The sequence below is a fragment of the Brevibacterium sp. CT2-23B genome (assembly GCF_013168765.1).
Lineage (GTDB): Bacteria > Actinomycetota > Actinomycetes > Actinomycetales > Brevibacteriaceae > Brevibacterium > Brevibacterium sediminis.
In genome coordinates, this window is sequence record NZ_JABBYK010000002.1 from 398,856 (window position 1) to 423,611 (window position 24,756).

Sequence of the window (24,756 nt, forward strand, 5' to 3'; positions counted from 1 at the left end):
GGAAGCAGTGAAACTCGAGCTTCGCGGGATGACCAAGGTGTTCGGATCGTTCGTGGCCAACGACCACATCGATCTCACCATCGAACCGGGCGAGATCCACGCCCTGTTGGGTGAGAACGGCGCCGGCAAATCCACCATGATGAATGTCCTCTACGGACTCTACGACGCCGATGGAGGAGAGATCCTCATCGACGACAAGCCGGTGAAGTTCTCCGGGCCGGGCGACGCCGTCGCTGCGGGCATCGGCATGGTCCACCAGCATTTCATGCTCGTGCCCGTGTTCACCGTCGCCGAATCCGTGGCGCTGGGCTACGAACCGACGAAGAGCCTCGGGCTCCTCGACATCAGCGAGGCGCGCAAGAAGGTCAAGGAGATCTCTTCGCGCTTCAATTTCAACATCGATCCCGATGCCCTCATCGAGGATCTGCCGGTCGGCGCCCAGCAGCGAGTGGAGATCATCAAGGCCCTGTCCCGGGATGCCGAGATCCTCATCCTCGACGAGCCCACGGCTGTGCTCACTCCGCAGGAGACCGACGAGCTGATCTCGATCATGCGCCAGCTCAAGGAGCAGGGCACGTCGATCGTCTTCATCACCCACAAACTCCGTGAGGTCCGCGCGATCGCTGATTCGATCACGGTCATCCGCCGCGGAAAGATCGTCGGAGAGGCCTCGCCGGAGTCGACCGAGACCGAGCTGGCCAGCCAGATGGTCGGCCGTGCCGTGTCTCTGACGACCGAGAAGGATGCCGCCGATCCCGGCGATGCCACCTTCCAGGTGCGCGGACTCACCGTCGTCGACAAGGCCGAGAACGTCGTCGTCGACGACGTGTCCTTCGACGTCCGTCGCGGCGAGATCCTCGCCGTCGCCGGTGTCCAGGGCAACGGGCAGACCGAACTGGCCGAGACGATCATCGGTCTCACCGAACCGCGGTTGGGCACGATCACCCTCGACGGGAAGAAGCTCGTCGGGGATTCGGTCAAGGACCGCCTCGGTGCCGGTATCGGCTTCGTTCCCGAAGACCGGTCGACCGACGGCATCATCGCGGAATTCGCGATCCGCGAGAACATGATCCTCGACGTCTACGACCGTGAGCCCTATGCCAAGGGTCTGAACATGCGATCGAAGGTCATCAGCGAGGAGGCGAAGAAGAAAGTCGAGGAGTTCGACATCCGCCTCGGCAGCGTCTCCGACCCGATCTCGACCCTCTCCGGCGGAAACCAGCAGAAAGTGGTGCTCTCCCGCGAGCTCGGCCGCGATCTGCGACTGTTCATTGCCAGCCAGCCCACCCGCGGACTCGACGTCGGATCGATTGAATTCGTGCACAAGCGCGTCATCGCCGAACGCGATTCCGGCACCCCCTGCATCATCGTCTCGACCGAACTCGACGAGGTCTACGGCCTCGCCGACCGAATCGCCGTGATGTACGCCGGGCGCATCGTCGGCATCGTGGGACCCGAGACCTCCCGCGAAGCACTGGGCCTGATGATGGCCGGCGTTCCCGCCGACGAAGCCCTCGAAGCAACGGACGAAGACTCAGCCACCACCTCGGCGGAGGAGACCAAATGACGACTGATATCTCACCGGCGGCTCCTTCCGCGGCACCGCCGCCGGAGTCCGAGACCGAGGACGGCAAGGAACAGACTCTGCTCCAGCAGATCATGTCGGGATCCTGGCTGGTCTCGCTGCTGGCGATCGTTCTCGCCCTTCTGTTCGGCGGTGTCCTCATCGCCGTGTCGAACGCGGAGGTCGTCGCGGCGGCCGAGAACTTCTTCGCCGCTCCCGGCGAGTTCTTCGCCACGCTCTTCCGGACCGTCGGCAACGCCTATTCGGCGCTGTTCCGCGGAGCGGTCTTCGACTGGGACGCACGCACCACCGAACGCGCCATCCGCCCCCTGACCGAATCGATGGTCTCGGGCACCCCGCTCATCCTCACCGGTCTCGGCATCGCCTTGGCCTTCCGCTGCGGTCTGTTCAACATCGGCGGTCAGGGCCAGGTCATCCTCGGCGCGACCATCGCCGGATTCCTCGGCTACGCGCTGCCGCTGCCTCCCGTCGTCCACATGCTCGTGGCCGCGATCGGCGGAATCATCGGCGGTGCGATCTGGGCGGGAATCGCCGGTGTCCTCAAGGCACGCACCGGTGCCAACGAGGTGATCGTGACGATCATGCTCAACTCGATCGCCGGCTACGCACTGGGCTACCTGCTCAAGCAGAACTGGTTCACGCACACGACCTCGGCGAACCCGCAGTCCCGCGTCATCGACGACTCCGCGCAGATGTTCCTGCTGCTGCCACCGCCGTTCCGTCTCCACTTCGGGTTCGTCATCGCCATCCTCGCCACGATCTTCGTGTGGTGGCTGCTCGAGCGTTCGACGATCGGCTTCGAGTTCAAGGCCGTCGGCGCGAACCCGCACGCGGCCCGGACCGCAGGCATCTCCGTGTCGAAGGTGACGATCCTCGTCATGATCGTCGCCGGTGCCCTGGCCGGACTCGGCGGTGCCGCTCAGGTGCTCGGCACCGAATACAAACTCACCGGCGGAATCAGCGGATCGATCGGCTTCGACGCCATCACCGTCGCCCTGCTGGGACGGTCGAAACCGCTGGGGACGTTCCTTGCGGGCCTGCTCTTCGGCGCGTTCAAGGCCGGCGGCTACCTCATGCAGTCCCAGACCGGTACGCCGATCGACATCGTCCTCGTCGTCCAGTCCGTCATCGTGCTGCTCATCGCGGCCCCGCCCCTGGTGAGGTCGATCTTCCGGTTGCCCACACCGGTGCTCAAGCGGAAGGAGGACTGAGATGACTGCTCAGACCATGGATAAGACACCTTCGATCCAGGTCAAGGCGCTTGCGCCGATCGCCTGGAAGTTCCCGATCGTCTATACGATCCTCGCCCTCGTCTCGCTCATCTTCTTCGGCCTCATCGGCCGTGACGGGGAGACGACCTTCCGGGTGGCCACCGGCGGAGACTTCTTCGCCATCCCCGACTTCGCCGTGTCCTCGACCGCGGCGGGGCTGACGCTGGGCATCCTGCTCATCATCATGGCCGCTGTGTCCATCTATGTGGCGATCAGGCGCATCGACCTCGGCTCGTGGTTCCCGATGCTCTTCGGCGTCATCTTCGTTCTCTCCTTCCTCGCCTGGGCCGGCGGCGGATCCGGAGGCGTCATCCCGCTGACGACGCTGCTCGCCGGTGCCCTGGCACTGTCCGTGCCGCTGATCTTCGGCGCCATGTGCGGTCTCGTGGGAGAACGTTCGGGCATCATCAACATCGCCATCGAGGGCCAGCTGCTGGCCGGTGCGTTCCTCGCCGCGGTGGTCGCCTCGGTGGTGAAGAACCCCTACGCAGGACTTCTCGCCGCTCCCATCGCCGGTGCCCTGGTCGCCGTGGTGCTCACCTTCGTCGCGGTGAAGTACTGGGTCAACCAGATCATCATCGGCGTGGTCCTCAACGTCCTCGTCGTCGGCATCACGAGCTTCCTCTACTCGACGGTTCTCACCCAGGACCCGGGACTATGGAACTCCCGCCAGAAGCTGCCGAACCTGCCGATCCCGCTGCTCTCGGACATTCCGGTGCTCGGACGGGTGCTGTTCGACCAGAACATCCTCGTCTACATCATGTACGTCGTCGTCATCGCGCTGCAGATCTTCGTGTTCCGCTCGAAATGGGGTCTGCGGATGCGCGCCGTCGGTGAGCACCCGAAGGCGGCGGACACCGTCGGCATCAAGGTCAACTTCACTCGTGTGCGCAATACGCTGCTCGCCGGTGCCATCGCAGGCCTCGGCGGTGCCTTCTTCACCGTCGGCTCCGGATTGGCGTTCGGCAAGGAGATGTCGGCCGGACAGGGCTATATCGCCCTGGCCGCCATGATCCTGGGCAAGTGGAACCCGAAGGGTGCGCTGTTCGCTGCCCTGCTGTTCGGCTTCTCCAAGAGCCTCGGCAACACTCTGCAGTCCATCGGCACCCCGGTGGCCAACGAGCTGCTGCTCATGCTGCCCTACATCGTCACCGTCTTCGCCGTCGCCGGATTCGTCGGTCGGGTCCGCCCGCCGGCCGCGGAAGGTGTGCCCTACGTGAAGTGAGCCCCGCCTCGGCGATGGATCGGCATTTCCCCTCGATCACCCCACAGTCACCACCCGAAGGAAGAGATATCCCCATGACTGCCCCCGAACCCCGCGCTTCCGCACCCGAGTCGACCGACCCGGTCTGGAGCGAGGAACCCACCCCGGTCAGCCCCGAAGACCTCAGCGAAGGCACCTGGGAGCTGCTGCGAGCCGAGGCGACACGGGCGATGACGAAGGCCTATGTGCCGTACTCGAACTACCCTGTCGGAGCCGCCGGTCTCGTCGACGACGGTCGCATCGTCGGCGGCTGCAATATCGAGAATGCCTCGTTCGGGGTGACGCTGTGCGCGGAATGCTCGCTGGTCTCCGAGCTGTTCATGACCGGCGGGGGCCGCCTCGTCGCCTTCGACTGCGTGGACGGAGAGGGCAACACCCTCGTTCCCTGCGGGCGATGCCGACAGCTGCTGTTCGAACACGGGGGCAACGAGCTCGTCATCAACATGCCCAGCGGACGCGCCCCGATGTCCGTGGTCCTGCCCGAAGCCTTCGGCCCCGAACACCTGGCCGGGGCGCACGACGGCCATGAGGCCAAGCACTGACGAGTCCTACCCCCGCCGAGGCGGCTGTGGCCCGGAGTGTCACCACAGGGATTGATGACAACGAAGATTTCGACGACAACGCACGCATCGTCGACAACACAGATTTCGACGAGAACGAAGGATTGAGACCGTGAGCGTAGAAGCATTCGACACCGTCGACGTCATCGCCGCAAAGCGAGATGGCCGAGCCCTGAGCAAGGAGCAGATCGACTGGGTCATCGACGCCTACACTCGGGGTGCTGTCGCCGAAGAGCAGATGGCGGCCCTGGCCATGGCGATCTTCATCAACGACATGGCACCGGTTGAGATCGCGCACTGGACGCAGGCGATGATCGACTCCGGTGAGCGCATGGACTTCTCGTCCCTGTCCCGGCCCACCTCGGACAAACATTCGACCGGGGGAGTCGGCGACAAGATCACCCTGCCCCTGGCCCCGCTCGTCGCCGTCTTCGACGTGGCCGTCCCACAGCTCTCCGGCCGCGGCCTCGGCCACACCGGAGGCACCCTGGACAAGCTCGAATCGATTCCCGGCTGGCAGGCGGGACTGAGCAACGAGGCGATCGTCGACCAGCTCGAGGACGTCGGCTCCGTCATCTGCGCCGCCGGATCCGGATTGGCGCCGGCCGATAAGAAGCTCTACGCCCTGCGCGACATCACCTCGACGGTCGACTGTATCCCGCTCATCGCCTCCTCGATCATGTCGAAGAAGATCGCCGAGGGCACCTCCGGTCTCGTCCTCGACGTCAAGGTCGGCTCCGGTGCGTTCATGAAGGACCTGGCGAAGGCTCGCACACTCGCGCAGACGATGGTCGAACTCGGCAAGGCCGCAGGCGTCAACACCTCGGCGCTGCTGACCGATATGTCCACGCCCTTGGGCCTGACCGTCGGCAATGCCCTCGAGGTCCGCGAATCCGTCGAGGTCCTCGCCGGCGGCGGACCCGCCGACGTCGTCGATCTCACAGTGGCTCTGGCGGAGGAGATGCTGCGCCTGGCAGGCAAGACCGATGTCGATGTTCGAGCCGCGCTGGCCGACGGTCGGGCCATGGACAAGTGGAAGCAGATGATCCGCGCCCAGCACGGCGACCCGGACGCCGCTCTGCCGGTCGCCGAGCACACTGAGGTCGTCACAGCGACCGACTCCGGGGTGCTTACGAAGCTCGACGCGCTGGGCGTCGGGGTGGCATCGTGGCGTCTCGGCGCCGGACGGGCACGGAAGGAAGACCCGGTCCAGGACGTGGCCGGAATCGAACTGCACGCCAAACCAGGGGACACGGTCACGGCCGGTCAGCCGCTCATGACACTGCACACGGCGACCCCGGAACGGTTCGAGCGCGCCATCGAGGCTTTGGAGTCCGCGGTCGAGATCGGCGGGGATGCCGCCTCGGTGCCGGAATCGATCGTCTTCGACACGATCACCTGAGCCGAATCGCACACTCTCAGCACTGCCGCGCGGCCGCTGGCCTCGCTACGCTGGACCTGATGACTCTGCGCGGCACCTGCACGCGCAACCATGCACGACCACGCAACCTTGCACGACCACTTCTGGAGGACCGAATGACCAGCCGCACCGATGTCGCGAACATCATCGACCACACCCTGCTCAAGCCCGAAGCGACCCGCGCCGACGTCGATGCCCTCGTGGCGGAGGCGAAGGAGCTGGGCGTGCTCGCGATCTGCGTGTCACCGTCCATGCTGCCGGTCACCGATCCGGGTGAGCTCGTCGTGGCGACCGTCGTCGGGTTCCCCTCCGGCCAGGTGAAGCCGGAGATCAAAGCCGCCGAGGCTGCTCAGGCCGTCGCCGACGGTGCTGCCGAAGTCGACATGGTCATCAACATCGGACAGGCCGTCGCCGGGGACTTCGACGGACTCGAGGCCGATATCCGCGGCGTCGTCGAGGCCAGCGGGGACGCCCTCGTCAAGGTCATCATCGAATCGGCTGCGCTCAACGACGAGCAGATCGTCGAGGCCTGCCGCCGCTCGGAGGCCGCAGGAGCCGGATTCGTCAAGACGTCGACCGGTTTCCACCCGGCCGGAGGCGCCAGCGCTCATGCTGTGTCTCTCATGCGCGAGACCGTGGGCGACCGCCTCGGGGTGAAGGCCTCCGGCGGAATCCGCACCGCCGAAGCCGCCGAAAAGATGATCGCTGCCGGCGCGTCCCGCTTGGGCCTCTCCGGCAGCACCGCAATCCTCAACTCCCTCTAATTGCTACCTGACGGCGGCCCAGCTACCTCGCGCGAGGTAGCTGGGCCGCCGTCAGGTAGTTCTGGGAGTGTCAGAGGGCGATGGCTTCCCGGATCTTAGTGACGGCCTTCTGCGCCGTTCGCTGTTTGATGAGGCCCTCTTTTGCATGGGCCGCGATCCCCAGGGTCGACTCTCTCCGGTCGAGTACGACGATGACGTAGGCCGGATTCATCGACGCGAAGCCTGATCCGATGACACCGCGGATGGTGACGACAGGGTCGTCGGTCGCAGGAATGTGTGCGGACACCAGCTGAGTCACCTGATTGAGAACGCGTTCGGTCTCATCCGGTGGAACTTCGATGACGGCGTGATGGGTTTCGGTCTTCAGCCGCTTCGCCGACCATTCGGCACCGAGTCGACCGGCACCGAAGACGCTGCTGCTTTCGCCCAGTGATCCCAGCAGGCTGGTCAGAACCGCGTCGACCTCTGGATCGTGAGGAACGTCCATCGTTACCTCCTTCTTATTTCTACGGGCCCTAAATACTACGTGACGGCGGCCCAGCAACCTCGCGCGAGGTTGCTGGGCCGCCGTAAGGTAGTAATTAGAGGGCGAAGAAGGTTTTGAGCTCGGTGGTGATCGTGTTCAGGCGCTCCGTTAGGGCCGGTTTGAGCGAGGCGCTGGCCGAGGCGGTCGGTAGGCGCACTCCGGCGCTGGCCGCAGCACGTGCATCGGCCTCGGCCGCAGCCTGGATTTCCGAGGGTTCGGCGACGACCTCGAGATAGCATTTCAGTTTCGGCTCGGTACCCGAAGGACGCACGATGACCCGCGAGTTCGACTCCGAGCGGAGCAGGATTCCATCGGTCGGCGGCAGCCCCTCATACCCTGCCGACAGGTCGTGGACCTCGGCGACCGGGGAGCCGGCAAGAGCGGCCGGAGGGTTCTCACGCAGCTTCGCCATCGCCGTGCCGATGATAGAGACATCGTCGAGACGGAAACTCAGCGGAGCGGTGGCGAAGTATCCGTCGCGATTGCGGATGCGATCGAGCTCGGCCTCGATGCTGCTGCCCGCAGCCTTGAGCCGTGAGGCCAGCGCTGCGAACGTCACAGCCGCCGAAATCCCGTCCTTGTCGCGTACGATCATAGGGTCGACGCAGTAGCCGAGTGCTTCTTCGTAGCCGAAGACAAGCCCGAGACTGGCACGAGATATCCACTTGAAACCAGTGAGTGTGTTCACTGCGGCGAAACCGTGGCTCTTAACCGCAGCCGCGAGAGCCCGGGAGGACACGATCGAGTTCGCGAAAACGGCGCCGTCTGAACCGCTTTCTGCGAGTCGGCCGGCGAGGTCCTCACCCAACAGTAGCCCCACCTCGTCGCCGGAGAGCTGACGGTAGCCGATGGCCGCCGACTCATCCGGGATGGCCGCGGAGAATCGGTCGGCATCCGGATCGTTGGCGATGATGAGTTCGGCACCGACCGCACGGGCCAGGGCAAAGGACTCATCGAGTGCGCCGGCTTCCTCCGGGTTCGGGAAGGACACCGTCGGGAAGTCCGGATCCGGTGCCTGCTGGGAGGCCACCGGGTGGAGGCTTGTGAACCCGGTGCGGGTCAGAGCAGCCTCGGCGACTCCGGCACCGACACCATGCAGCGAGGTCAGCACGATCGAGAGATCCGACTCCGCCCGGACACCCAGATCGTCGATGCGCGACAGATAGTCCTCGACGATCGACTCGTCGAGGTGCTGCCACCCGGACTCAGCCCGAGGCGCAGAAGCGACGGATTCCACGGCCGCGATCTTTTCGGCGATGAGCGCATCGGCCGGGCTGACGATCTGGGCGCCAGAACCCGCGAGAGCATCAGCCTCCGACCCTATCTCCTGCAGCGGACGCTGTCCCAGGTAGACCTTGTACCCGTTGTCAGCCGGTGGGTTGTGGCTGGCCGTGACCATGACACCTGCATCAGCCCCGCGCTTCAACAGAGCATAAGCGAGCAGCGGGGTCGGCAGCTGCTCGGGCAGCTGAATCGCGACTCCGCCGGCGGCGGTGATGACGGCGGCAGTGTCGGCGGCGAACTCCGCGGACTTGTACCGGGCATCGCACCCGATGACGACTTGGAAGCCCTCACCGACGGCGTCTGCGAGGAATGCGGCCAGTCCGGCGGCGGCACGGATGACGACGGCTCGGTTCATCCGGTTAGGGCCGGCGGCGATCTCGCCGCGCAGACCGGCCGTGCCGAAGACGAGGGGACCGGAGAACCGGTCCTCGAGATCGGCGACCGCCGCCTCGTCGCCGCTCTCGGCCTCGGCGAGGATGTGCTCCAAGGAGATGGCCGTCTGCGGATCAGGGTCGTCGGCGATCCAGGCACGGACCACCTCGGCGTCGAATCCATTCGTGAAGCGGTCGGCTACGCGGGTCATATGAGGTCCTTTGCGAATTCGCGGTGGCGGGGCGGGGGAGCGCGGAGTGGGGCTGGCCGTCTCAGAGCTTCGCGACGATGTCGGCGAGCAGACGGGAGATGCGCGGGGCGGCCGCGGCTCCGGCTTCGATGACCTCTGCATGAGAGAGCGGGGTCTCCTGGATGCCGGCGGCAAGGTTCGTCACCAGCGAAATTCCCATGAGTTCGAGCCCGGACTGACGTGCGGCGATGGCCTCCAACGTCGTCGACATTCCCACCAGATCGGCACCGAGGACCCCGGCCATGCGCACCTCAGCGGGGGTCTCGTAATGAGGTCCGCGGAACTGTGCGTACACCCCCTCGTCGAGCGTCGGGTCGATCTCCTTGGCGATGGCTCGCATACGCGGGGAGTACAGATCGGTGAGATCGACGAAGTTCGCGCCCTCGATCGGAGAGGTGCCGGTGAGATTGATGTGATCGGAGATGAGCACCGGAGTGCCGGGCCCCCAATTGCGGTTGAGCCCGCCGCACCCGTTCGTCAGCACCAGCGAGGAACAGCCGGCAGCCGCGGCGGTGCGCACACCGTGGGCAACCGCCCGGACACCCTTGCCCTCGTAGTAGTGGGTGCGCGATCCGAGGACGAGCGCATGCTTGCCGCTGGCTTCGATGCGCACCGTGCGCAACGTCGCGCCGTGGCCCTCGACGGCGGGGGCGTGGAATCCGGGGACCTCCGCCGCGGAGATCTCGGCAACGGTCTCGCCGAGGAGGTCCGCCGCCCCACCCCAACCGGAGCCGAGGACGAGCGCGATGTCATGGGCTTCGATGCTCGCGTTCGCGTTGATGGTCGTGGCCGCGGCGTGCGCGGCGGCGGTAGGATCGCTTAAGTCAGTCATGACGCCAAGATTATCAAGTTCCCCACCGCCCAAGGAGCGAGCACATGCCGATTCGAGAGCTGACCGACGGTGACGATCTGCGCCTGAATGAGGTGTTCGCCGACGCGACCACCCCGGCCGGTCATATGGCCAGGTCCTTGTTCCGTCCGTCCTCGGATTCGCCGTTGATCCGCTCCGTCGTCGCCGAGGTGGTCCCCGACGTTCCCGTCGGAGCCGCCGCGATCGCCGAATCCCCGCTTCACCCCTACCGGGCGTGGGTCCACGTCGAGGTCGCCGCCGAGGAGCAGGGACATGGTCAGGGGCGTGAACTCTTCGACGCAGTGTGCGCGGAGACGCGGGGAACCGCACTCGAGGGCCTCGATCTGCGTGCCCGTGTGCACGCCGGCAGCCCGGGAGAGGGCTTCGCGCAGGCGCTCGGGTTCACTCCGTTGACAACGACCCGCGTGATCCGGGTCCCCGCTGGTGCTCTGCCTCCGGCCGGCGGCGGTCGGGCCGAGGACCTCGAGATCGTTGCTACCGGTTCGGTGAAGCTGACGAAGGCATTCCTCGCCTGGTACACCGCCGTCAACCGAGACGATGCCGTCGGTCAGCTGACCATCGGACAGGTGAATAACGCTTTCCTCTCCGAGGCGGCCGGAGCTCATGGTGCCGCGCTGCTGAACGGCGCTGCCGGAACCGCCGAGGCGGGTGGACTCAGCGCCTTCGCCGTGTCCTATGCGCGGGAGGCCGATGAGACCGCCGGTGTTCTGCCCTCGGCCGGTGAACCGGGTGCCGGAGATGCTGTCGGGGACGGCAGGGCCACCGTCGATCAGGTCGACGAGGAACCGCCGACCGAGCTCATCCTCGGGTCGATGTTTGAGACTCGCGACGATGCCGCAGACACCACGGGTGAGGACTTCGCCGCGGCCGTCGCCGATGCCGAACTCCTGTTGGCCAGGCTGTCGGTCGACGCCGATGTCGTCATCGAAGTCACGAGCGGAATGCCCGTGATCTCCTCGCTCGCCGATCGACTGCTCGACGCCGGAACCGCCACTGAGCTCTACCGCTACGAGACTCTCTCAGGACCGCCTGCCGACGTCAACTGACTCAGGCTCGACTCCCGTTGGGCTGAAGAGGCGAACAGGGCGAGCCCGGTCCTCGGTGACGAACCAGCCCGTCCCCGGCAGCCCGTCGAGCGGGGCCTGTCGCAGCACTCCGAGCCCGGTGAGATCTTGCCTGGTATGCGCACCGAGCACGAGAAGCGGTCCGAGACTCTGTGCCTTCGCCAGAGAGGAACCATAGCCGGGAGTGAACCGTGTCGGCACAGTGAGCACATGGAAGCGTCCGTCGAGCAGATCCCAGTCGTCTGGTTCCGATTCCATGTGCACATCGTCGTGGACAGAGACCCCGCCGAGGCGGCCCAGGTACGTCGCGAATCCGGTCTTGCCGCTCTGCGGAGAACCGCGAACGGTGAGCACTGAACCGTCTCGCCGCGGATCCCACACCACGAGGTCGTCGAAAGCATCAACGCCGACCGGGATGCAGCCCGGCATGCCGCTGAAGGGTTCCTCGCCCACGCCCACAGATTGGTCAAGCCCCCGCCAGCGTGGAGCGAATCCCTTCCGGGCCTCCGGAATGCCGGGTGATCCGCCGAGGATGCTGGTGCCCGCCTCGGACATCGACGAATCGAATCGTGCCGCATCACCGGGTGCGAACTGCACATCAGCACCGTCCCCGCCGGCGGCCTGCGCGCGGGGACCGCGGATGACGGCGCGGAGATCCGGCCACGAACCGGCGAATCGCTGCCGGCTGAGCCCGACGCTCGTTCCGTCTTCGCCGGCCTCGGGCGGAAAGATGATCTGGGTGGAGAAACGAGAGCTCCTGCTCGTCATATTCCGGCACCCGGCGAGCAGGAACACGAGATCCGATTCGGCACCATGTCCGAGGAGACGTTCGGCCCGTTCGGCCCAGTAGTGGTCGAGCGAGTCGACGAACTCGGCCCAATTGCTGCAGACGATCAGGCTCGGTGGCTGTCGACTCTGCCTCGACCCGGTCGGGGAATCTGTGCTTTCACCGGCGCGCGAGAATCTGCTCGGGTCCCCACGGGCAGAGAGATGGTCGAGCACCGCCTGAATCCGCCAGCCCGAGCTCAATCCGCAGCTGATCTCGGCCCAGTCGAGGACCGCGGCGATTCTGCCGATCGCGATGATCCGTCGGGTCGGAGCGGCCGCTCGTGCCATGGTCGCAAGCACGGATTCCACGGTGTCCGGGCTGCCGCCTGTGAGGATCGTGGATCCATCCACGTCCGGGTCGAATGACCACATCTGCTGCCGCTGCTGACTGGGAACATCGATGATCCCCGTGACTGTCGGCGCGAATTCACCACCGTCCGTCACCGGTCCCGCAGAGGAAGCGGCGAGCTCACCATCAGGATGGGCCAGTGCCCCTGCCGCCCAGGCCGGCATCTCTTCAGGTCCCGGCAAGGGAGGCAACACCACCTGTCGATGAGCCGAAGCGTCCTCGGCCCTGGCGATGTCGTGAGCCGCGGCGATGATGTTGTCGACGTGAACGCCGTGGGCGCCGCTGGCCAGGGACGGAACCGGCCCCGGAACCCAGGGACGAACGCGAGGGCGGAGGGCCGCCTCGGTGTGGGCGTCATTTCCGAAAGGAACCGCCACGCGGAATCGGGAGACGCAGATCCCGGAGTCCAGACAGGCGGCGCCGGGCTTGTCCGCGGGCAGGAACGCACCCGCCTCGGAGCCGATGACGTCGAAGGAATCGGTCTCATCGCGCACTCGCAGGCACACGCGAATGTTGATGTTCGCCTTCATCTGCCCGGTGACGACGCCCATCGGGCGCTGAGTGGCGAGAATGAGGTGGACGCCGAGGGACCGGCCGAGAGCTGTGAGGTGTTCGAGGAGGTCGGCGGCGCGAGGATGAGTGGCCATCAGCGCATGGAACTCGTCGATGACGACGACGAGTCGTGGGGGAGGATCGGCGAGATCGGCGACATCGGCACACCCGTGATCGGCCAACAGCCGCTCTCGATGGGTGATCTCGGCGCGCACGGAGACGAGAGCGCGAAAGGCGAGACCGGAGTCGAAGTCGTCGAGCACACTGTCGGTGTGAGGCAGATCCTGCAGCGGTGAGAACGTGGCCCCACCTTTGAAATCGATGAGGACGAAACACAATCGCCGAGGCGGCTGTGCCAAGGCCATCGACAGCAGCCATGTCTGCAGGAGCAGGGATTTTCCGCTGCCCGTGGTGCCGGCGACGAGAGCGTGAGGACCGTCGGAGAACAGATCGACGCCGACGTCGCCGTCGGTTCCGCGCCCGATCGGCACCGACCCCGAGGTAGGAGACCGCCACCGTTGTCGGATGGCCTCGGGTGCATCGTAGCAGAGCTCGCCGAGACCATGGTCGGGCCAGGTGCGGGGGCCGCTTTCGGCTGAGCGGCCACAGTGCAGAGTGACGAATCGCGCGGCCGGCATGAGTGTGGCGACGAGTGCCCGTCCTGGCACCGGGCCACCGGGCGCAGTCGAGGACGTGGTGCGTGCCTGCGCGAGAGAGCCCACCGTCAGCGAGACCGCGGAGCCGGCATGCGGGGCGGTGAGCGTGAGCACGGCGGGGTGAACCGCCTCGTCGAGGGTGATCGAGATGGCATCGTCGATGCCGGCGTCTGGGCGTGAGCCTGACCCGCCCGTGGTCGATGCGTGGTCGGTGGAGAACCCGGTGCCTGCCAGTTCCGGCAGCAATGAGAGTTCGGGACTCGGTCGCCATCTGAATCGCCGATCGGACAGCCAGGCGAAGGCCATGGTGCGCAGGACTGCGGGTGTTCCGCTGACGGTGACCGTGGTCGTACGTGGATCGATGCGGACCGGCATATCGGTGCAGACGATCCGACCGTCGATGTGGTCTGTTCCATGCTGCAGCCGTTCGTCGATAGTGAGGTCGCTGAAGACCGTCCCGAAACCCAGACACAGACCAGGGGACGAGAAGATCATCTGACGGTGCGACGTCTCCAGGTGGCTCAGCCTGGCCCGCGCCTCGGCCAACGCCTCGTCGCGGTCAAGTCGACATTGCGCGCTGTCGCGAGTGAAGCGCTTCTTCTCCACCACGTAGGCGACCCACCCGGAGAGCGGGGCCGAGACGCTGAAGAGCAGGAACCACCACATTCCGGTGGCCACGGCCAGCACCACGCCGATGCCGACGGGGATGAGGAACGTCCACCACTGTGGGGGTCTGGCCGGCCGAGGATCGTCGACCGTCTTCGGGGCGATGTGGATGTCATTGCTGTGGTGCAGCGGCGGGGACCGGATCGGCGGAGCCGAACGGGCAGCCGAGGAAGAAGTGCCGACTGAAGAACCGAATGACGGGCCCGGTGCGAGCACAGTCGCACCCAGAGCTACGGCGGGCCCAGTCCCCGTGGCATCGAGTCGCAGCGGCTGAGGGGCGCGGGAGATGCTGGGGTCGATGATGGTCAGACAGTCGGGGTGGGGCAGTCGAGACAAGTGGGCCCGCCGTGGGTCGAGCGTCAGGGTGAATCCCGCATCCGGTCCTGCCAGGACGGACACGTTCGTCCGCGCGGAGTCGGCACAGTCGTCGGTGGTGCGCAGAACATTCGCCCCAACAACAGTGATGGGATTGAGTCTCTGCCAATGACCCCAGCTGATCGACTCGATTCTGTGGTTGTCGAGCCGGTTGCCGGCGGCCAAGTCCTGGGAAGTCAGTTCCGGTCCGAGGGCAGACCGGAAGACCTCGAGGGCCGGTTGGGCTGATTCGGCTTCGATGCTCATGCTCGTGACGGCTCCGTTCGTCTCAATACGGTGGATGAGTCCCAGGGTTCTCATGCCCACAGACTCACCGCGAGCGCATGGCTTGGGCAAGAGCGAGAATGCGCCCTGTGGATACGCTTTGGGCATCCACAGCCTCAGGATGCGTGAGTGGAGCCTGTGCCCACAGGAATCGGCGTCGAGGTGGAGACGGCTCGGGTTGATCAGTCGAGGCGCAGGGCACCCCGGGCATAAGCGGTGGCGTGGAGGTCGATGAGGCCGGGGACGAACGGCGAGAGCAGCGCCGGAGAATAGCGGGCTTCGATGCGGATGCGCACCGAATGCGTTCCATCGGCGTCGGCGCTCAACCGCAGATTGCCCATGTCCTTCGGAGTCGGCACTGCGTCGAGGTACCGTCCGGCGGCGCGTTTGGCCGCTGGAGGTGAGAACACGAGACCGGGATCGTCTCCGGGAGCGGGTTCGAATGAGTCCGAGGCCGCCAGCGCCGCAGAATCGGCCAGCCCCTGCAGCTCTCGGCGGGCCATGTGCAGGTCGGTCAGGGCAGCGATGAGGAAGGCGAGCAGCAAGGCGATGACGACGAAGCCGATCGCCAGCGGCGTGATCGACCCGGCATCCGAATCATGATCCGATTCGCGGCCGATCTGCGATTCGCGTCCCCGTTCACAGCGGTGCCCTCCCGCGGTCGGCATATCACTGATGTCCTGTGGCGACGACGTCGGTGTGGTTTGCGCGCAATGTGATGTGTGGAGACCGGTCGGAGCCGAAGAGGAGCGGGAACCCGGGCAGTGACACTTTCGTCTCGACTCGAGCGGTGACGAGAGAGCCGGCCTGTCCACAGGGTCCGGCACACGAGTAGGTGATGGAAGTCGGCGCATCACGCAGCCCGAAGTCCGCGAAATGCATTTTCGCGACGGCATGGGCGCGAGCCTCCGAGGGGTTCGCGTCGCGGGCGGCGATACGTGAGGCCGACATCGCCGCCGAGGTGGTCGCATAGCTGGCCGCCTGCAGCTGGGAGAGGGTGAGCATGAGGTAGATGACCGGGATGAGCAGGACGATGGAGGCGAAGATGAACTCGATGACCGCCGTTCCTTCGTCTGCGTCGTCGGTCGCGACTCCCTGAACGAACGCGGGTTCAGTCACGGTCGACGTCCTCGACGATGGATCGTCCGCGCAGGTCCCAGACCTCGGCGGGTCCCCAGAGCCCGAGGACGGGCAGCGGGGTCGTCACCCTCACCTCGACGATCTCGACGGCACCGCGCTGTGACGTCGAGACTGTGACCTTCTGGGCATAGCGCTCGCCCACGGACACTCGGATGAGGTCGCGGGTGAGCTTCTGCCCGTCGCGCGGAGTCTGATCGGCCAGGCTCGCCTGCCTCGCCCCTGCGATGGCGGAGTCGATGACAGTGTTGCGGACGTGGATGACGAGACCGATCTGCAGGGCGCCGGCCAGGATGAGGGCCAGCAGCGAGGCGATGAGGGCGAACTCGGCGACGGCGGATCCCGAATCGCTGTGCTCGCCTGCCTCCGTCATCGAGGCAGCCCTCCTCCGACTTCCCGGTAGTGTCTCGTCGCCACTGGTCACAGCTGGGTCACCCGGCCCCGCGGACCTTGTTCATCGCGTCTTGGAACATCGAGGTGAAGGCCTCGCCGGCCAGAGCCCACAATGCGACCACTAACCCCGCAGTCATCAGGGTGATGAGGACCCAGCCGGGAACGTCCCCGCGATCGGGACGGTCGACATCGGCGGTGAGGTTTGAGTCGATGCCGGTCTCGGCCACCTCGGTGATGGTGGTTCCACCTCGTGGAGGAGGACCCGGGATGAGCCCGAGCATGAGCGGGACGAGGCGGTAGGTGAACTGGCGGAACATCGTGTCTCCTTCATCGGCGAGGTCGAGGTTTCGATCCGCGTGGTCGGTAGTGCGGGACTGGCTGTGGGAGCGGGGCGTGGTCAGTGGTGCGGGCGTGGTCAGTGGTGCGGAGTGCGGTCGCTACGGGCTGAGGTCGAGGACGGTCAGGGACGGGAAGACGGCGAAGATCACGGTGACGGGAAGCACGAATACGACAACCGGAATGAGCATCCCGATCTCTTTGCGACCGGACAGTTCCAGCAGCCGTCGTCGAGACTGTTCGCGCACGTCAGCGGCTTGGGAGCGGAGGACTTCGGCCAGCGGGGTGCCGCGGGTCATCGACACGGCGAGGCCGTCGACGAACTGGACGATCTCGGGGATGGCGATGCGCGTGGCCATCCCATCGAGCGCTTCGACCAACGGTGTCCCGGTGCGGGTGGCGGCCAGGGCTGCGCGGAGTTCGTCGATGAGGTCGCCGGAGCAGGTGCGGCACACGCGTTCGAGAGCCTCGACGATTCCCTCACCGGCGGTGATGGACAGTGCGAGGAGCTCGGCGACGGTCGGGAATTCGGCGAGCACACGGGATTCGTGGCGGGCGATGGCTTGGCTGAGTCGCCAATCATTGAAGACGTGCCCGGCGATGCCGCCGCTGATGACGAGGACGACGGTGACGATGGGGGAGAAGCCGCGCTGCGCCGACAGTGCACCGGCCAGACCGCCGGCGACGATCATCCCGACGAGGATGCTCAGCACCTGGCTGATGCGGAAGCGTTCGATCGTGGCATTGCCGCCGAGGCGGTCGATGCGCAGCCGCAGAGTCGCATCCGTGGTGATGCGCGACGTCACCCACAGGGTCGAACCGATCAGCCTGGACTTCACCAGTCCCCAGAACCCCTCGGTGCGAGGGGTCGGCGGAGCGTAGATGTCGATCAGGGATTCCTGATCCCGCAGATAGGGTGCGATCCGCGACGACAGAGTCGGTCTGCGCAGCGGCGGGAGGGAGAGGACGAAGACACACAGGGCGAAGCCGTTGAAGAGTCCGAGGGCCAGGACCGACAGGGGCTCGCCGAGGGGACTCATGCCGCCCGCCGGTCCGCAGCGTCTTTGTCGTCGGCCGAGAATCCGCCACTCGCGCCGGGGCTGCCCGCGAAACGTCGGTGGGCGGCGCTGAGTGAGGACCCTTCGATGACTCTGGGTTCGGACGGGAGCCGACCGATGCGCTTCATCGCCTGATACGCCAGCAGAGAGACGACGAAGCCCGCCGCCAGGAGGATCAGCCCGGTCCGCGAGTTGTACGCCACGGCCGTTTCGGGTCGCGTGGAGAGGAATGCGAGCACCACCCACGGTGCGGCGACGGCCAGTCGGGCACCATTGACCGTCCATTGCTGCCGGGCGGAGAGCTCGTTGCGGGTGCGGGCATCGTCGCGGACGAACTGAGCCAAGGCTCGGAGCATGGTGCCCAGATCGCTGCCGCCGACCTGCCTGGTGACGCTGAGCGCGACGACGATGCGGTCGGCCACCGGGTCGGCGCTGACTTGCCGAAAGCGCTCCAACGCCAATGCGAACGAACCGCTGGCCCGATATTCCTCGGCGAAGACTTCGAACAGCGGTCGCAGCGGTTCGGGCCCGCGATGAGCCAGAGAGCTCAGTGCTTCAGGCAGGGACAGACCCGCACGGACACCGGAATTGAGATGGTCGAGAGTCTCTGGCCACAGCTCCCGCCGCATCACCTGTCGGCTCCGCGCCCGATGCTGCAGCGCCCGATGCGGCAGCCAGGAGGCGAACAGACCGAAGCACAGCGCGATCGCCCACGATCCGGTGAGCACTGTCGCGACGACCGCAACGACACAGAACGCTGCGACGGAGATGAGCAGCAGGTGGGCCGGCCGCAGCCTGGGGAATCCGGCCCCGGTGAGCATGGCATCGAGCTCGCGCACCCACCGCGACTGAGTCCTCTTGCCCTGTGGTCGCCGCCACAGCGACATCCAGATGAGGAACAGTCCTGCCCCGAGGCAGGCACCGATGAGCAGAGCGGACTGCGAATAGCTCACGCCGCCTCCAGAATGGCGTGAAGATCGCGGCCGATGGCCGCAAATCGCTCGCCGAGGTGGCCGAACCCCTGACCGCGAACGAGCTGTCCTCGTGGCGAATGGAAGATCGTGTCGAGTTCGACGACGTCGCCTTCGACTCCGCCCGGCACCGCGCAGATCTCATCGATTCGACGCACTCCGGACGGATCCCTGCGCAGGTGGACGACGACATCGAGGCTGACTGCGACGGTGGGCACGACGAACGCCGAGGAGATGTTCGCCCCGGCCAAAAGAGGCAGAGTGCAGATCTTCGTGATCGCCGCCCGAGCAGAGTTTGCGTGGATTGTGCCCATCCCGGGCAACCCGGAATTCAGCGCGACCAGGAGGTCCAGGCTTTCGGCTTCTCGGACCTCGCCGACGATGATGCGCGTCGGTCGCATGCGCAGCGCCTCTTTGACCAGGGCGCGGAGGGTGACTTCGCCGGTTCCTTCCAGTGACGGCTGGCGGCACTGCATGGGAACCCAGTCGCGGCTGGGCAGATTGAGTTCGAAGACCTCTTCGCAGGAGATCGTGCGTTCGCGGGCCGGTATCGAGCCGGCCAAGGCGTTGAGCATAGTGGTTTTGCCGGCCTGAGTAGCCCCGGAGACGAGGATATTGGCACCGCACGTCACGGCCGCGTCGAGGAACTCGGCGGCCCCAGGAGTCAGTGAGCCGTGAGCGACGAGATTGGCGAGGTTGCGCGGCCGGGCGATGAACTTGCGGATATTCACGGCCGGGTGGGTGCGAGTGATATCGGGCAGCACGACATGCAGCCGGGACCCGTCGGGCAGAATGGCGTCGACAAACGGCTGGGAGAGATCGACGCGACGGCCCGAGGTGCGCAGCATCCGCTCGATGAGGTCATCGAGTTCGCCCGAACTCAGCTTCGTCGTCGTCAGCTGGTGGATTCCGTCGACGGCGATGAAGACCTCGCTCGGGGAGTTGACCCAGATCTCTTCGACGTGCGGATCATCGAAATAATCCTGCAGGGCACCGAAACCCGAGAGCTGATTATCGATGTGCCGAAACGTCGCCTCTTTATCCTCGAGCACGGGGAGATCGGCGACGAGGCTGCGTTCGTCGTATTCGGCGATGACGGTGCGAATGAGCTCGCGAGAGCGCTGAATATCGGCGCGGGGATCCACATCGAGATCTCTGATCCGCTTGTGAACCTCGCTGGTGATGACTTCGGTGGCTTCCACTCTGAACCCTTGCCCGATCATTCAATTGACAGCGTGATTTGCTGTTTAACCTATCTGTAGTCGAATGAAGAATCTAGTGAATTCCGAAATCTGTGGATAACTGGGAATGAGTTCTGCAAATGCTCACGGTGTAGTTTCACGATTGTCATTGCGGGGCGTTTTCGTCTTGCGCAAGGGTGGGTTTCGGTCTATATTTTCCTCACCAGTCTTCGTATGAAGCGACGTGAGCCGCGCCGCCGGCGGGATGAATCAGATCTCCCGCCGGCGGCGCTTTTTGGGGCCGGGGCGACTGATCGGGGCTTGCCTCGACCGATCAGCCCTCGATATCTCAACGGTCGACCGCCTCGGCGCCGTTTCATGCTCGGGGGAGGGCATGCACTAGAATCGGATCATTATGGCCTCCACTGATTACTCTTCTGAAATCGCCAACCTCCGCCAGACGTACAAAGCGATTCTCGACGTGTCCGATCTGGACAACCTGCGCGACGAGGTTGCCGAACTCACGGAGCAGGCGTCGTCGCCGACGTTCTGGGACGACCCTGATTCGGCGCAGAAGACCTCGGCCAAGCTCTCGCACAAGCAGGGCACCCTGGAGAAGCTCGAGAAGTTCGGTGAGCGGATCGACGACGCTGAGCTGCTCGTCGAGATGTCCCAGGATGAAGGCGACTCGGACTCGCTCGAAGAGGCCGACCGCGACATCAGAAAGCTGCGCGATCAGCTGGCCGAACTCGAGATCTCGACCCTGCTCAGCCACGAATACGACGAGCGCTCCGCCGTCGTGACCGTGCGGTCGGGTGCCGGCGGCGACGACGCGACCGACTGGGCGCAGATGCTCACCCGCATGTACGTCCGGTGGGCGGAGAACCGCGGATACAAGGTCCAGGAGCTCGACACCTCCTATGCCGAAGGTGCGGGCATCAAGTCCGCGACCATCCAGATCGACGCGCCCTACGCCTACGGCACGTTGTCGGTCGAGGCCGGCACCCACCGTCTCGTGCGCATCAGCCCCTTCGACAACCAGGGCCGCCGCCAGACCTCCTTCGCGGCCGTCGAGGTGGTCCCGCTCATCGAATCGACCGACCATGTCGAGATCGACGAGAACGATCTGCGCATCGACGTCTACCGGTCCTCGGGCCCCGGCGGGCAGTCGGTGAACACGACTGACTCGGCCGTGCGCATCACCCACATCCCCACCGGTGTGGTCGTGAGCATGCAGAACGAGAAGTCCCAGATCCAGAACCGTGAGGCCGCGATGCGTGTCCTCCAGTCGCGACTGCTCGACCTCAAGCGCCAGGAAGAGGCCGCGCAGAAGAAGGAGCTGGCCGGCGATATCAAGGCCAGCTGGGGCGATCAGATGCGCTCCTACGTCACCCATCCGTACCAGATGGTCAAGGACCTGCGCACCGGCTACGAGGTCAACAACCCCTCGGCCGTCTTCGACGGTGACCTCGACGGACTCATCGAGGCCGGCATTCGCTGGCGCAAGGAACAGGAGATGGCCGAAGAGGCCGAGGCCTGATCCTGATTCTTCGAGTAACTGGCTCGACTCTTCGGGCAAGGGTGCCGAGCCGTATCGCTCGGTCGATGGCCGACTGAGGGTCGGCCGCCTCGGCGAGGTTTCGACCATCACCGAGGCGACTGTGAACTTCATCAGATCGCAACACACGCCCGGCCGCCTCCGCGAACATCACGGAACTGTTACGTACAGTGGAATCGGCCGAGCCACCCGCAACATGATTGAAGACCGACTTGATCAGATTCGACTCCGTTTCGAAGTCCTACGACACGCGTTCCCGCAAAGCACTCGATGACATCTCCTTCGAGGCTGACCGCGGGGAATTCGTGTTCCTCGTCGGGGCGTCCGGCTCGGGAAAGTCCACGGTCATCCGACTCATCCTGCGTGAAGAGGTCCCCAGCTCCGGTCGCATCCACATCGCCGGAAAATCCGTGGTGAAGATGCCCAGCTGGAAGGTGCCCTACCTGCGGCGGGGGATCGGAACCGTGTTCCAGGACTTCCGCCTGCTGCCGAACAAGACCGTGTTCGCCAATGTCGCCTTCGCCCTTCAGGTGATCGGAAAGTCCCGCGCGGCCATGTCGACCCTCGTCCCCGACGTCCTTGAGACCGTGGGCCTGGCCGGCAAGGAGAAGCGGTACCCCAGTGAGCTCTCCGGCGGTGAACAGCAGCGTGTGGCCATCGCCCGCGCCGTGGTCAACAAGCCCGGAATCCTGCTCGCCGACGAACCGACGGGCAACCTCGACCCGGCGACGAGCGCTGACATCATGAACGTTCTCGAGAAGATCAACCGCAACGGCACCACGGTGCTCATGGCCACCCACGACGGAGAGATCGTCAATCGGATGCGCCGGAGAGTCATCGAACTGCGCGAAGGCGAAATCGTCCGCGACGTCGAAGAAGGCACCTACGGAGTCGCCTCATGAGGGCCGGTTTCATCCTCTCCGAAGTCTGGTCAGGTCTGCGCCGGAACTTCTCCATGGTCATCTCCGTCGTGCTCGTGACCTTCGTGTCCCTGCTCTTCGTCGGTGCCGCGATCCTGCTGCAGATGCAGGTCGGGCAGATGAAGGACTTCTGGTACGACCGCGTGCAGGTCTCCGTGTTCCTGTGCCCGCCGGATTCGGAGGCGACGAACTGCGTCGACGGTGAAGTCACGGGCGACCAGAAGGATCAGATCCGGGCAGAACTCGAAAGCTCCGATCTGGCCCCCTATGTCGACAAGGTCTATTTCGAGGACAAGACCGAGGCCTACGAGCACTTCCAGGAGCAGTTCAAGGGCACCAGCCTCGAAGGCACAGTGCCCAAGGACGAGATGAACGAGTCCTTCCGGGTCAAACTCAAGGACGCCGAGAAGTACGACATCATCAAGGAGACGTTCTCGTCGACTCCCGGGGTGGAAGAGGTCGTCGACCAGAATCAGCTGCTCGACCGCCTGTTCGGGGTGCTCAATATCGCGACCATCGTGGCGATCGCGATCGCCGGCATCATGCTGCTGTGCGCGATGCTGCTCATCGCCACCACCATTCGACTCTCCGCGTTCTCGAGACGCCGGGAGACCGGCATCATGAGGCTCGTCGGCGCGTCGAATACCTTCATCCAAATGCCGTTCCTGCTCGAGGGCGTCATCGCCTCGGCCGTCGGTGCGACGCTGTCCGCCGGTGCCCTGGGACTGCTCGTCCACTTCGGAGTCAGCGGTTGGCTGCAGTCGCAGGCCACGGGATTCAGCCTCATCTCCGGAAGGGACGTCCTCCTCATCACCCCCGTGCTCATCATCATCGGCGTGCTCATGGCCGGAGCGTCGTCGCTGATCACGCTGAACAAGTACACGAAGGTCTGAGATGAGACGCAGACTCGGACTCGTCCTCACGGCAGCTGCGCTGGCAGTGGTCATGCCGGTCACCTCGGTGGTGGCCGATCCTCGCGACGACAAGAGCGAGGTCGACGAACGCGTCAAGGAGCTCCAGCAGGAGTTCGAAGGTCTCGATGAGGACCTCGCCCGCGTCATCGCCGAACGCGATGCGGCGCAGGAGAAGCTGCCGGATGCCGAAGCCGAATCGAAGGCCGCCGACGATGCGCTTGCTGAGGCGATCGAGAAGGATGAGGACATGGCCGCGCGCCTGACCTCGGCGGAGAACGCGCAGAAGGATCTCAAGGACACGATCAAATCCGGCACGGAGGAGATCGACAAGCACAAGACCTCGGCGGCGCGCATCGGACGACAGGCCTACCAGAACTCGGGCATCACGTCCGATCTGGCTATGCTGCTGCAGATGGCCGAGGGTACGAGCGCCGACGGCGGCATCGGTCGCGTCGACTCGGCGGTGCGGTCTCAGCAGCGCACAATCGACAAACTCTCCGAACAGCGGGCGCTGAACAAGAACAACGAAGAGCGGCTCTCGGGCGTGACGGATAAGATCTCCGACCTCAAGGACGAAGCCGCCGAGGCGGTGCTGGCCAAAGAGGCCGCGCAGGTCGATGCGAAGAAGAAGGCCGACAGCCTCAACGACCTCATCTCCGCGAAGGACGATGCGGAGAAGACGATCTCCGACAACAAGGACAAGACCGAGAAGCAGCTGGCCGATGAGAAGGCCGAGCAGGACCGGTTGGCCGAGAAGGTCCGGGAATGGGAGAAAGAGCAGGAGAAGAAGGGCAAGTTCGTCTTCGGCGACGGAGTCCTGGCCAACCCGGCCAAGGGATACCCGACGACGTCTCCGTTCGGATACCGGGTCCACCCGATCACCGGTGCACGGAAGCTGCACACCGGAATGGACTTCGGCGTTCCCTGCGGAACCCCGATCCGCTCGGCCGGCGACGGAATCGTCGTCACCTCCGGCTGGACCGGCGGTTATGGCAACCGTGTCGTCATCTCCCACGGCAAGATCAAGGGCAAATCTATCGCGTCGACGTACAACCACAACACGAAGCTCAAGGTACATGACGGGCAGAGGGTCAAGAAGGGCGATATCATCTCGTATTCCGGTACGACGGGAGCGTCGACCGGCTGCCACCTGCACTTCGAGATCATGGAGAACGGCGGCTACGTCGACCCCAAACCCTTCATCTTCTAATTGCTACCTGACGGCGGCCCAGCAACCTCGCGCGAGGTTGCTGGGCCGCCGTCAGGTAGTTCTGGGAGGGGACGGGCGTGCGGAAGGGCGGCGATGGGATAGAATTGATGGCTGTGCCCGCAAATGCGTGCACAGGTGATCGGGAGCAGAGAGGAGG

General features: G+C 65.3%; 22 protein-coding genes. 11 read left to right on the forward strand and 11 right to left on the reverse strand.

What is annotated here, in order from left to right; translation table 11 throughout:
* The first annotated feature begins 7 nt into the window (after nucleotides 1–7).
* The 6 genes from HIM68_RS06885 to deoC all read left to right on the forward strand — a co-directional run bounded on the left by HIM68_RS06885 (nucleotide 8) and on the right by deoC (nucleotide 6,864).
* The gene (locus HIM68_RS06885) at nucleotides 8–1,567 is read left to right on the forward strand and encodes an ABC transporter ATP-binding protein (RefSeq protein WP_172170876.1); all 1,560 of its coding nucleotides are present in this window, start codon (nucleotides 8–10) and stop codon (nucleotides 1,565–1,567) included.
* Entirely contained in the window at nucleotides 1,564–2,796 is a 1,233-nt protein-coding gene (locus HIM68_RS06890) for an ABC transporter permease (RefSeq protein ID WP_172170878.1), read from the forward strand. Before HIM68_RS06885 ends, HIM68_RS06890 begins: the two co-directional genes overlap by 4 nt.
* Before the next feature lies 1 nt (nucleotide 2,797).
* On the forward strand, nucleotides 2,798–4,081 hold the full coding sequence (locus tag HIM68_RS06895; RefSeq protein WP_172170880.1) for an ABC transporter permease: 1,284 nt from the start codon (nucleotides 2,798–2,800) through the stop codon (nucleotides 4,079–4,081).
* 74 nt (nucleotides 4,082–4,155) lie between these two features.
* The gene (locus HIM68_RS06900) at nucleotides 4,156–4,662 is read left to right on the forward strand and encodes a cytidine deaminase (protein ID WP_139468462.1); all 507 of its coding nucleotides are present in this window, start codon (nucleotides 4,156–4,158) and stop codon (nucleotides 4,660–4,662) included.
* 130 nt (nucleotides 4,663–4,792) lie between these two features.
* Nucleotides 4,793–6,082 carry a thymidine phosphorylase gene (locus HIM68_RS06905; protein WP_172170882.1) on the forward strand — a complete coding sequence of 430 codons (1,290 nt, stop codon included), beginning with the start codon at nucleotides 4,793–4,795 and terminating at the stop codon, nucleotides 6,080–6,082.
* Between the two features lie 134 nt (nucleotides 6,083–6,216).
* Complete coding sequence (gene deoC, locus HIM68_RS06910) at nucleotides 6,217–6,864, forward strand: deoxyribose-phosphate aldolase (protein ID WP_172170884.1); 648 nt, start codon at nucleotides 6,217–6,219, stop codon at nucleotides 6,862–6,864.
* A 70-nt stretch (nucleotides 6,865–6,934) separates the two neighbouring features.
* Here the strand turns inward: deoC and HIM68_RS06915 are convergent, their stop codons facing one another.
* The 3 genes from HIM68_RS06915 to HIM68_RS06925 all read right to left on the reverse strand — a co-directional run bounded on the left by HIM68_RS06915 (nucleotide 6,935) and on the right by HIM68_RS06925 (nucleotide 10,128).
* On the reverse strand, nucleotides 6,935–7,351 hold the full coding sequence (locus HIM68_RS06915) for a hypothetical protein (protein WP_172170886.1): 417 nt from the start codon (nucleotides 7,349–7,351) through the stop codon (nucleotides 6,935–6,937).
* Between the two features lie 94 nt (nucleotides 7,352–7,445).
* Complete coding sequence (locus tag HIM68_RS06920; RefSeq protein WP_172170888.1) at nucleotides 7,446–9,257, reverse strand: phospho-sugar mutase; 1,812 nt, start codon at nucleotides 9,255–9,257, stop codon at nucleotides 7,446–7,448.
* Between the two features lie 61 nt (nucleotides 9,258–9,318).
* Nucleotides 9,319–10,128, reverse strand: coding sequence for a purine-nucleoside phosphorylase (locus tag HIM68_RS06925; RefSeq protein WP_172170890.1), 810 nt, complete (start codon nucleotides 10,126–10,128; stop codon nucleotides 9,319–9,321).
* Nucleotides 10,129–10,172: 44 nt separating this feature from the next.
* Here HIM68_RS06925 and HIM68_RS06930 point away from each other — a divergent pair, with 44 nt between their 5' ends.
* On the forward strand, nucleotides 10,173–11,213 hold the full coding sequence (locus HIM68_RS06930; protein WP_172170892.1) for a GNAT family N-acetyltransferase: 1,041 nt from the start codon (nucleotides 10,173–10,175) through the stop codon (nucleotides 11,211–11,213).
* On the opposite strand, the gene HIM68_RS06935 is transcribed toward HIM68_RS06930, so the two are convergent.
* The 8 genes from HIM68_RS06935 to HIM68_RS06970 form a co-directional block, all read right to left on the reverse strand.
* A complete protein-coding gene (locus tag HIM68_RS06935) occupies nucleotides 11,187–14,957 on the reverse strand; it encodes an FtsK/SpoIIIE domain-containing protein (RefSeq protein WP_172170894.1) in 3,771 nt (1,256 codons plus the stop codon). The two genes, HIM68_RS06930 and HIM68_RS06935, sit on opposite strands and share 27 nt — an antisense overlap.
* Nucleotides 14,958–15,103: 146 nt before the next feature.
* Nucleotides 15,104–15,589 carry a pilus assembly protein TadG-related protein gene (locus tag HIM68_RS06940; RefSeq protein ID WP_172170896.1) on the reverse strand — a complete coding sequence of 162 codons (486 nt, stop codon included), beginning with the start codon at nucleotides 15,587–15,589 and terminating at the stop codon, nucleotides 15,104–15,106.
* 1 nt (nucleotide 15,590) lies between these two features.
* Nucleotides 15,591–16,040 carry a hypothetical protein gene (locus tag HIM68_RS06945; protein WP_172170898.1) on the reverse strand — a complete coding sequence of 150 codons (450 nt, stop codon included), beginning with the start codon at nucleotides 16,038–16,040 and terminating at the stop codon, nucleotides 15,591–15,593.
* On the reverse strand, nucleotides 16,033–16,431 hold the full coding sequence (locus tag HIM68_RS06950) for a TadE/TadG family type IV pilus assembly protein (RefSeq protein ID WP_172170900.1): 399 nt from the start codon (nucleotides 16,429–16,431) through the stop codon (nucleotides 16,033–16,035). The genes HIM68_RS06945 and HIM68_RS06950 overlap by 8 nt, the downstream gene beginning before the upstream one ends.
* Nucleotides 16,432–16,489: 58 nt before the next feature.
* Nucleotides 16,490–16,678, reverse strand: a complete 189-nt coding sequence (locus tag HIM68_RS06955) for a hypothetical protein (RefSeq protein WP_172171405.1) — start codon at nucleotides 16,676–16,678, stop codon at nucleotides 16,490–16,492.
* Between the two features lie 210 nt (nucleotides 16,679–16,888).
* Nucleotides 16,889–17,827, reverse strand: a complete 939-nt coding sequence (locus tag HIM68_RS06960; RefSeq protein ID WP_172170902.1) for a type II secretion system F family protein — start codon at nucleotides 17,825–17,827, stop codon at nucleotides 16,889–16,891.
* A complete protein-coding gene (locus tag HIM68_RS06965; RefSeq protein WP_172170904.1) occupies nucleotides 17,824–18,798 on the reverse strand; it encodes a type II secretion system F family protein in 975 nt (324 codons plus the stop codon). The genes HIM68_RS06960 and HIM68_RS06965 overlap by 4 nt, the downstream gene beginning before the upstream one ends.
* Nucleotides 18,795–20,018: a CpaF family protein gene (locus HIM68_RS06970; RefSeq protein WP_172170906.1), complete on the reverse strand. Its 1,224-nt coding sequence runs from the start codon at nucleotides 20,016–20,018 to the stop codon at nucleotides 18,795–18,797. The genes HIM68_RS06965 and HIM68_RS06970 overlap by 4 nt, the downstream gene beginning before the upstream one ends.
* Before the next feature lie 394 nt (nucleotides 20,019–20,412).
* Here HIM68_RS06970 and prfB point away from each other — a divergent pair, with 394 nt between their 5' ends.
* From prfB to HIM68_RS06990, 4 genes are all read left to right on the forward strand, one after another.
* On the forward strand, nucleotides 20,413–21,537 hold the full coding sequence (gene prfB / locus HIM68_RS06975) for a peptide chain release factor 2 (RefSeq protein ID WP_139908580.1): 1,125 nt from the start codon (nucleotides 20,413–20,415) through the stop codon (nucleotides 21,535–21,537).
* A gap of 230 nt (nucleotides 21,538–21,767) precedes the next feature.
* Nucleotides 21,768–22,457 carry a cell division ATP-binding protein FtsE gene (gene ftsE, locus HIM68_RS06980; RefSeq protein WP_139908579.1) on the forward strand — a complete coding sequence of 230 codons (690 nt, stop codon included), beginning with the start codon at nucleotides 21,768–21,770 and terminating at the stop codon, nucleotides 22,455–22,457.
* Nucleotides 22,454–23,368, forward strand: a complete 915-nt coding sequence (gene ftsX, locus HIM68_RS06985) for a permease-like cell division protein FtsX (protein WP_172170908.1) — start codon at nucleotides 22,454–22,456, stop codon at nucleotides 23,366–23,368. The genes ftsE and ftsX overlap by 4 nt, the downstream gene beginning before the upstream one ends.
* Before the next feature lies 1 nt (nucleotide 23,369).
* Nucleotides 23,370–24,599, forward strand: a complete 1,230-nt coding sequence (locus tag HIM68_RS06990) for a M23 family metallopeptidase (protein ID WP_172170910.1) — start codon at nucleotides 23,370–23,372, stop codon at nucleotides 24,597–24,599.
* Nucleotides 24,600–24,756 lie beyond the last annotated feature (157 nt).

Bases quoted from the DNA above. Each gene is read 5' to 3' on its own strand.
- HIM68_RS06960 (WP_172170902.1), bottom strand. From the start codon at position 17,827: ATGAGTCCCCTCGGCGAGCCCCTGTCGGTCCTGGCCCTCGGACTCTTC.
- HIM68_RS06895 (WP_172170880.1), top strand. From the start codon at position 2,798: ATGACTGCTCAGACCATGGATAAGACACCTTCGATCCAGGTCAAGGCG.
- deoC (WP_172170884.1), top strand. From the start codon at position 6,217: ATGACCAGCCGCACCGATGTCGCGAACATCATCGACCACACCCTGCTC.
- HIM68_RS06935 (WP_172170894.1), bottom strand. From the start codon at position 14,957: ATGAGAACCCTGGGACTCATCCACCGTATTGAGACGAACGGAGCCGTC.
- HIM68_RS06950 (WP_172170900.1), bottom strand. From the start codon at position 16,431: ATGACGGAGGCAGGCGAGCACAGCGATTCGGGATCCGCCGTCGCCGAG.
- HIM68_RS06900 (WP_139468462.1), top strand. From the start codon at position 4,156: ATGACTGCCCCCGAACCCCGCGCTTCCGCACCCGAGTCGACCGACCCG.
- HIM68_RS06890 (WP_172170878.1), top strand. From the start codon at position 1,564: ATGACGACTGATATCTCACCGGCGGCTCCTTCCGCGGCACCGCCGCCG.
- HIM68_RS06930 (WP_172170892.1), top strand. From the start codon at position 10,173: ATGCCGATTCGAGAGCTGACCGACGGTGACGATCTGCGCCTGAATGAG.
- HIM68_RS06915 (WP_172170886.1), bottom strand. From the start codon at position 7,351: ATGGACGTTCCTCACGATCCAGAGGTCGACGCGGTTCTGACCAGCCTG.
- ftsX (WP_172170908.1), top strand. From the start codon at position 22,454: ATGAGGGCCGGTTTCATCCTCTCCGAAGTCTGGTCAGGTCTGCGCCGG.
- HIM68_RS06920 (WP_172170888.1), bottom strand. From the start codon at position 9,257: ATGACCCGCGTAGCCGACCGCTTCACGAATGGATTCGACGCCGAGGTG.
- HIM68_RS06990 (WP_172170910.1), top strand. From the start codon at position 23,370: ATGAGACGCAGACTCGGACTCGTCCTCACGGCAGCTGCGCTGGCAGTG.
- prfB (WP_139908580.1), top strand. From the start codon at position 20,413: ATGGCCTCCACTGATTACTCTTCTGAAATCGCCAACCTCCGCCAGACG.
- HIM68_RS06940 (WP_172170896.1), bottom strand. From the start codon at position 15,589: ATGCCGACCGCGGGAGGGCACCGCTGTGAACGGGGACGCGAATCGCAG.
- HIM68_RS06925 (WP_172170890.1), bottom strand. From the start codon at position 10,128: ATGACTGACTTAAGCGATCCTACCGCCGCCGCGCACGCCGCGGCCACG.